Annotated in this window: 7 protein-coding genes and 1 pseudogene; 5 read left to right on the top strand and 3 right to left on the bottom strand. The window is 71.3% G+C overall.

Annotation, left to right across the window (positions count from 1 at the left end; genetic code table 11):
• Positions 1-142: 142 nt before the first annotated feature.
• The 3 genes and pseudogenes from ACO1BR_RS27350 (at position 143) to ACO1BR_RS27340 (ending at position 933) form a co-directional block, all read left to right on the top strand.
• The gene (locus ACO1BR_RS27350) at positions 143-385 is read left to right on the top strand and encodes a hypothetical protein (protein WP_426797761.1); all 243 of its coding nucleotides are present in this window, start codon (positions 143-145) and stop codon (positions 383-385) included.
• A 2-nt stretch (positions 386-387) separates the two neighbouring features.
• Positions 388-528: pseudogene (locus tag ACO1BR_RS27345) on the top strand (Clp protease N-terminal domain-containing protein); the annotation flags it as partial.
• Positions 529-552: 24 nt separating this feature from the next.
• Positions 553-933, top strand: a complete 381-nt coding sequence (locus tag ACO1BR_RS27340) for a Clp protease N-terminal domain-containing protein (protein WP_426797785.1) — start codon at positions 553-555, stop codon at positions 931-933.
• A gap of 134 nt (positions 934-1,067) precedes the next feature.
• Here ACO1BR_RS27340 and ACO1BR_RS27335 read toward each other — a convergent pair whose 3' ends face one another.
• The 3 genes from ACO1BR_RS27335 to ACO1BR_RS27325 form a co-directional block, all read right to left on the bottom strand.
• Positions 1,068-1,811 (bottom strand): class I SAM-dependent methyltransferase, encoded by a 744-nt coding sequence (locus ACO1BR_RS27335; protein ID WP_426797760.1) that lies wholly within the window; start codon positions 1,809-1,811, stop codon positions 1,068-1,070.
• A 443-nt stretch (positions 1,812-2,254) separates the two neighbouring features.
• Positions 2,255-2,572, bottom strand: a complete 318-nt coding sequence (locus tag ACO1BR_RS27330) for a hypothetical protein (RefSeq protein WP_426797759.1) — start codon at positions 2,570-2,572, stop codon at positions 2,255-2,257.
• Between the two features lie 85 nt (positions 2,573-2,657).
• A complete protein-coding gene (locus tag ACO1BR_RS27325; protein ID WP_426797758.1) occupies positions 2,658-3,455 on the bottom strand; it encodes a class I SAM-dependent methyltransferase in 798 nt (265 codons plus the stop codon).
• Between the two features lie 354 nt (positions 3,456-3,809).
• On the opposite strand from ACO1BR_RS27325, the gene ACO1BR_RS27320 reads away from it, so the two are divergent.
• The gene (locus ACO1BR_RS27320; RefSeq protein ID WP_426797784.1) at positions 3,810-5,474 is read left to right on the top strand and encodes a sensor histidine kinase; all 1,665 of its coding nucleotides are present in this window, start codon (positions 3,810-3,812) and stop codon (positions 5,472-5,474) included.
• Positions 5,471-6,139: a response regulator gene (locus ACO1BR_RS27315; protein ID WP_426797757.1), complete on the top strand. Its 669-nt coding sequence runs from the start codon at positions 5,471-5,473 to the stop codon at positions 6,137-6,139. The genes ACO1BR_RS27320 and ACO1BR_RS27315 overlap by 4 nt, the downstream gene beginning before the upstream one ends.
• Positions 6,140-6,495: the final 356 nt, after the last annotated feature.

The following is a 6,495-nucleotide window of genomic DNA, read 5'->3' as shown; positions in this document are numbered from 1 at the left end:
CCCGGTCGGACCGTTGCCGTGGGCGAGGCAGTCGCTCAACGGGCGGGCTTCGAACCGGCGTTGGCCGGCGCGGGAGACCGACCCATGAGGACCTTGTCAGGAATCCTTGACACTTGCCCGCTGTCAGGGCAACCTGACATGTATGGGAGCTGAAGAGACACCGGCCTCGCTGGCCGGACAGGTCACCAACAAGGACCCCGCCGTGGGACTGCAGGCGGTCGTCGCACTGCGCCGTCTCCTGGAGGAACTGGAGCGGCTCCACGTCGACAACGCCCGCGACCAGGGCTGGTCGTGGCAGAGCATCGCCACGTCGCTCAACGTCAGCAGGCAGTCGGTGCACGAAAAGCATGCGAGCAGGCGCAAGGCAACGGGCAAGGAGAAGTAGAGGTGTTCGAGTTTTTCACCGACCGCGCGAAGCGCGCCGTGGTGCTGTCCCAGGACGAGGCGATCGCCCTCGGGCACGACTTCATCGGTACGGAGCACGTCCTGCTCGGCCTGGTCGGCACCGACCGGAGCACGGCGGGGGACGTACTGCGTGAGCAGGGCGTCGAGTTGACACGCGCAAGGGAGGAGACCGTTCGGATTCTGGAGGCTGCCGGGATCGTCGCCGCCGGGGGACAGCCCGCGAAGGACGCCTTGTCGTCCATCGGCATCGACGTCGCGGAGATCCAGCGCCGGGCCGACCAGACCTTCGGCCCCGGCGCCTTCCAGTACCCGAGGCCCGCCTACACCCCGCACGCCAAGAAGGCCCTGGAGCAAACCCTGCGCGAGGCGCGCGCACTGGGGCACGAGAAGTTCGGCACCGAGCACGTCCTGCTGGGCCTGCTGACTGCGGGGCAGGGCCGTGGCCTGGAGGTGCTCGCGGCCCTGGAGGTGGACCCCGACGACCTGCGCGACGCGGTACTCGCCCGGGTGGCCGGGGAGACCTCGTAGCGTCGGCCGGGGCGGGGGGGGTGCACGCAATGCCGAACGGCGGGCAGGCCGGGCGGCATTGCGTGCTGCCCGATACCCGGTCCGCCCGTTCGGGCGGATTCCGGAGATCGAGCCATGGGATGTCCGGTCGGTCGTCAGGCGCGGCAGCGCAGCATCTCCAGCGGCGGGCTCGCGAGGAGGTCCGCCCAGAAGTCCGCACCGAACGCGCGCATGCCGGCGTCGGACACCTCCAGGGGGACCCAGGTCACCTCGTGGAATCCGGCCGCCCGCAGGCACTTTTCGTAGACCTCGCGGCGCGGTGCCGTGCTGATGATGCTGATCGGCTGCGGGTCGAGGAGAGCCGTGACCCGCACCCACGGACCCGTCTCGATTTCCTCGCCGGTCGGCTCGCAGCGGAACCCGTACCTGTCCAGCGACGGACAGTCAAAACCGTAGTCGGGCTTCTGGGTGAGCACGAAGAACTCTCCCCCCGGCACCAGGCTCCGGTGGATGTTGCGGCACATCCGCTCCATCTCCGCGATGTCCCCGGCGTAGTTGAGGCACTGCACTCCCACCGCGATGTCGAAGCGCCGGTCGACGGGCCGCAGCTCGGCCACGTCACCGACCTCGTAGTGCACACCCAGCGGCTCCCGCTGCTCGCTGTCCCGTGCGGCGGCGATCATCTCGACGGAGATGTCGACACCGAGGACGTCCGTGGCGCCGCGCCGCTTGAACTCCCTGCTGTAGAAACCGGTGCCGCACGCCAGGTCGAGAACCGACTTGCCGCTCACGTCCCCGACCATGCCCAGGAAGCTCGGCACCTCCCCGTACCGCATCAGCGGCAGTGACTTGAAGCCCTCGAACGCCTCACCGATCTCGTCATACTGCTGCATACTCATCGTGTCGTCCTCCCCTGTGCTTCGTCATGTCCTCGGCCTCGGCCCCCGTCCCCGGGACGTGCCGGAGCCACTGGTTGGCAGTCTCTACGGATCCCGGCAGACCGTCGTACTGGCAGAAGCCACAAAGATCCGGACACCGTCCCGGCCGCCTGTACGAGCGGGCCTGCGGGTTCGAGCGGATGAGGGGCAACCTCGGGCGACCTTCGGCCCGCTCCTCGCCCGCGGTCCGACTGCCGGCTCGGCCCGCGGCCCGTCGTCGCTACCGGCCGTCCCGATCGCTTCTCTCGCCGTGGCGGACACCGGGCATCTGATGCACGGTCATGCGCCAGGTTTCTCCCACACAGACGCGCACTGCCCGCCGGTGGAACCGGCGGGCAGTGCTGTGCGAGGCGACGCCGAGCTCCGGAGCATCGAGCAGCGCGCTCCGGGGCGCGGCGTCCGTGTCAGCGGCCGACGCGGCCGAGGCCGCCGACGCCGCCGACGCCGAGGCCGCCGAGGCCCCTGCGGCCGGCGGCGACGACGGTGTTGGAGATGCTGCCCCCGGCGGTCTGCCGGAAGTTGAAGATCGACTTCTGGTTGTCGATGGCGATGTTCGTGCGGCACCCCTCGCCGGGAAGCAGGAGGCTGAACGACGGCGTGCAATGAATGTCCTGATCGAAGAGCTCGTCACCCCTGCCGCCGGCGCTGGCCGTGCCTGCTGCAGACGCCAGCAGCGCACCAGCCCCAAGAGCGCCCGCGACCATACGCATTGCCTTACCCACGACGGAACTTCCTTCCTGTCCTGGTCCCGGTCCGGTGCCGGGATCACCGCGGATAACGGGCCAGTAACAAGATGGTTACGCTCCGTTACTCCGTCGTGGTGACGGCTTTCAGAGGGACGTCGGGCCACCTCGGCTTGGTGCCGGACACGACGGTTGTCGGAATCCAGGGGCCGGTCCACCACATCCGTGCTCCCACACCCCGGCGGGTGATGCTGTGCAGCCCGAGCCGCTGCAGATCAGCGCGGTACTGGCGGGTGTTGCGGATATCGGCGATGACGAGTCGGCCGCCGGGCCTGAGAACACGTACCGCCTCCTCGATTGCCGTCGTCCGGTGGGCAGCGTCGGAGATGTTGTGGATCGCCAGGCTGCTGACCACGGCGTCGAACGTGCCGTTCTCGAAAGGAAGCCGGGTGATGTCGGCGGTGTGCAGCTCGATGCGGTCGGCCACCCCTTCTGCCTGCGCGTTGCGCTCGGTGACGGAAGGGTCGTTGCCGCTCTGATCCTGACTGCGCCACAGGTCGACGCCGTGCGCACGGCCTTCGGGAAGGCGGCGGGCGGCCGCCAGGAGCACCGCGCCCCGGCCGCAGCCCAGATCGAGGACGCTCTCGTCACTACCCAGCGCCAGATCATCGAGGAGCCTGTCCCACACGACGAACTTGCCGCGCAGGGTGGCGTACAGGTACAGGCCCGCGGCAAGGAACGCCAGACAGCCGTAGCAGAACGCCCACGGTGCGACGGCGGGACCGCCCACGGTCAGGGAGACGACGCCCCAGACCAGCAGCACGGTGCCCACAGCGCCGTAGATCGCCGGAACGTAGGGGGCGTCCACCCCGTACTTCCCCTGAGGCCGGGCGGAGGGCCGCGTCGCTAAGTGGTAATTCAAGATGACTCCCTACATCGTGCAGCGCATGGCATCCGCAGGCTATCCCGGCTCCCTCCTGGCTCCACGGCGGCGGGGGCGGTGCGGGGATCGCCTTCGGGAGCCGCGATCGCCATCGGGGCCCACGTATCGGTGGTGAGGGTGGGGGAGTGGTGGGCATCGGGGCCGGGATTGCCTCGGGACGCTGCGGGTCCGTGCGGCCCTGCCGGTGCTGCCGGTGTGTCTCTGCCTTTCGGCAGAGCGGTGGATCCCCCGTGAGGCGCACGCCTCCGTGGATTCCGGACGCCGATACTGGTCAGCGTGCCTCTCGCCAGCTCCTTCAGCCGCTTCGCCCGATGTCGTCTGCCTGTGGGAACGATGTGGGGCAGGGCCGGGCGCGCGGGGGCGGAGACGGTCGGCGTGGTGCTCGCCTCCCTGGGCGTGTATGCGGCGGTCGCGTGGCTTGGGTACCTGCCGCACCCCGGGTTCCAGCTGCCGGCGATCGCCGCCGGTGCCGCACTCTTCCCGCTGCGCCGCCGTTTTCCCGGCGCCGTGCTCCTGACGCTCGCGGTGCTGACCGGGCCCGCTCCGTGTCTGGGGCCCGTCACGGCGGTGACCGCGTACGCGGTGGCCCGACGGACGGTTCCGGCACGCCGGCTGAGCCGGCTGCTGGGTGCGGCCGGCGTCCTGGTCGTGGTATCCGCGACACTGGCCGCGCCCTGGGGCGATCCCAGACCGATGCCGTACGGGCTGGCGCTCGGCCTGCTTCTCGTGCCGACCGCGGTGATCGTCCCGGGCCTGGTCGGCACCGCGTACGGGCAGCAGAGCCGCCTGATGCGGGCGCTGCGCGAGCGCGGCGACGCGGCGGAACGGGCCCGTCGGCTCGCGGACAGCGAGGCGCGGATGCACGAGCGGTCCCGTATCGCCGCCGAGATGCACGATCTGGTCGGCCATCGGCTCAGTCTCGTCTCGCTGCACACCGGCGGACTGGAACTGGCCCTGGCCCAGGCCGCCCCCGAACTGCGCGAGGAGGCGGTCCTGGCGCGGCGGGCCACCCGGGACGCGATGCGCGAACTGCGGCAGGCGCTCGGGGTGCTCGGGCCGCTCGGCCGGGATACCGGACCCGACATGCTCACGGAGGCGACCGGCTCCCGCGCCGACATCGAGACGCTGGTGGCACAGTCCCGCGACGGCGGGATCGCCGTACGGCTCGACTGGACCGGGCCGGATCTCGACCTCCGCCCGGTGCGGGTGCGCCGCGCCGTGCAGCGGGTGGTGCGGGAGGCCCTGACCAACGTGCACCGGTACGCGAGTGCGGCGCACGTCCTCGTCACGGTGGTGCACGACGACCAGGAGGTGCGGGTCACCGTCCGCAACGGCGCTCCATCGAACTTTCAGGTCACCGCCGAGGGCAGGGGCACCGGTCGCGGTCTGATGGGTCTGCGGGAGCGGGTGGAGCTGCTCGGTGGGACGTTCGATGCCGTCCCGCTGCCGTCCGGGGGGTTCCAGGTGGATGCGCGGGTGCCCGCCGAGCCCGGTGATGCCGTCGTCGTGGCGCGGTCCGGTTCCACGCCGACCGGGCCCGGGACGACGGGAGGTGACGTTCCGTCAGAGGGGCTGGGTCGCCTGGGAGATGACGGCCCCGCTCCGGCCGGTCGTCGCACCGTCGAGGCGGTGACGCTCGCCTTCGGGCTGGTGGCGCTGTGTGTGCTGATGGTCCTCGGCGTCGGCTTCGTGTATGCCGCTCTGCCCCACAGGCATTCCGGGCCGGCGGCGCTGCCCCGCCTCGGCATGACCTACCAGGAAGTGGCAGCAACGGGCGTACTCGACAACGCGGCGGTGCGGGCCGCGGCCACCGGCCACGAGCCGCCGCGCCCCGCCGGTGCGGCCGGTTGCATCTATCCGTTCAACGGCGCCACGGAGAGCCGCCCCGGCGGCCTGACGGTCGCCCGCTACTGCTTCGACGCCTCGCGGCGTCTGATCGCCATCGACCGTTTCACCGTCCCGTCGGTCCGGGACGCCGCACCCTGGGAGACCCCGTGACCGAGCCCGACCGGCCGATCCGCGTCCTGCTCGCCGACGACGAAACGATGGTCCGGCACGGTGTCCGCCTGATCCTCCGGCACGCCGACGGCATCGACGTCGTCGCCGAGGCCGCAGACGGGCGGCAGGCCGTCGACATGGCCGCCGCCCACCGCCCCGACGTGGCGTTGGTCGACATCCGGATGCCGGTGTGCGACGGCCTGGCCGCGATCGCACCGCTGCTCGCCCTCGATCCGGCGCCGCGGATCGTGATGCTGACGACGTTCGGCGAGGAGGACAACGTCATCCGGGCCCTGCGGGAAGGCGCTACGGGCTTCCTCCTCAAGGACGAGGGCCCGCAGGAACTGATCAGCGCGGTGCGGGCGGCCGCCGCCGGTGACGCCGTGCTCTCCCCGGGCGTGACCGGCACCGTGATCGCGCGGATGCTCCGCGTCGGCGAACCCGGTACGGCAGCCGGAGAGCACCGCATCGCCGGGCTCACCGTCCGGGAGCGGGAGGTCCTGGCGATGCTCGGCGAAGGACTGTCCAACCAGGACATCGCCGGACGGCTCGGCATCGGGATCGGCACGGTGAAAAGCCATGTCGGCGCGATCCTCGACAAGACCGGATCGGCCAGCCGGGTCCAGGCGGCGCTCCTCGCCCACCAGGCGGGCTTGACGTCCTGACGGGAACCGGCGGACGACGTGAGTGGGCCGGACCCCGGACCGCGTCCCTGCCCGGACAGCTCCTGCCGCACGAGCAGCCGGCTGCCGCGGCCCGAGCCGATCGCTTCCCTGTGTGCGGCGTTACCGACGGGGCGCGCCCGCCGGTCCGCCGCCGCTACCTCCGGTCCGGCCCGCCTCTCCACCAACAGCCCGCCCTCCCCAAAAGGCAGAGCACCACCCGCCGGGGGCTCTGTCCGAAGGCAGAGACGGCCAGGGCGAACACTTCCCTTGGTCAGATGCCAGGTCCCGCCCTCGGGGCGATGTTTCCGCAGGTGAGAGCCGTGACGATGGATGTGTCCCCAGGCCCGCCGCAGTTC

The organism is Streptomyces sp. YGL11-2, assembly GCF_050054615.1.
In the GTDB taxonomy this organism is placed as follows: Bacteria; Actinomycetota; Actinomycetes; order Streptomycetales; family Streptomycetaceae; genus Streptomyces.
This window is presented reverse-complemented; position numbering and strand designations above follow the sequence as displayed.

Bases quoted from the DNA above. Each gene is read 5' to 3' on its own strand.
- ACO1BR_RS27335 (WP_426797760.1), bottom strand. From the start codon at position 1,811: ATGAGTATGCAGCAGTATGACGAGATCGGTGAGGCGTTCGAGGGCTTC.
- ACO1BR_RS27320 (WP_426797784.1), top strand. From the start codon at position 3,810: ATGTGGGGCAGGGCCGGGCGCGCGGGGGCGGAGACGGTCGGCGTGGTG.
- ACO1BR_RS27350 (WP_426797761.1), top strand. From the start codon at position 143: ATGGGAGCTGAAGAGACACCGGCCTCGCTGGCCGGACAGGTCACCAAC.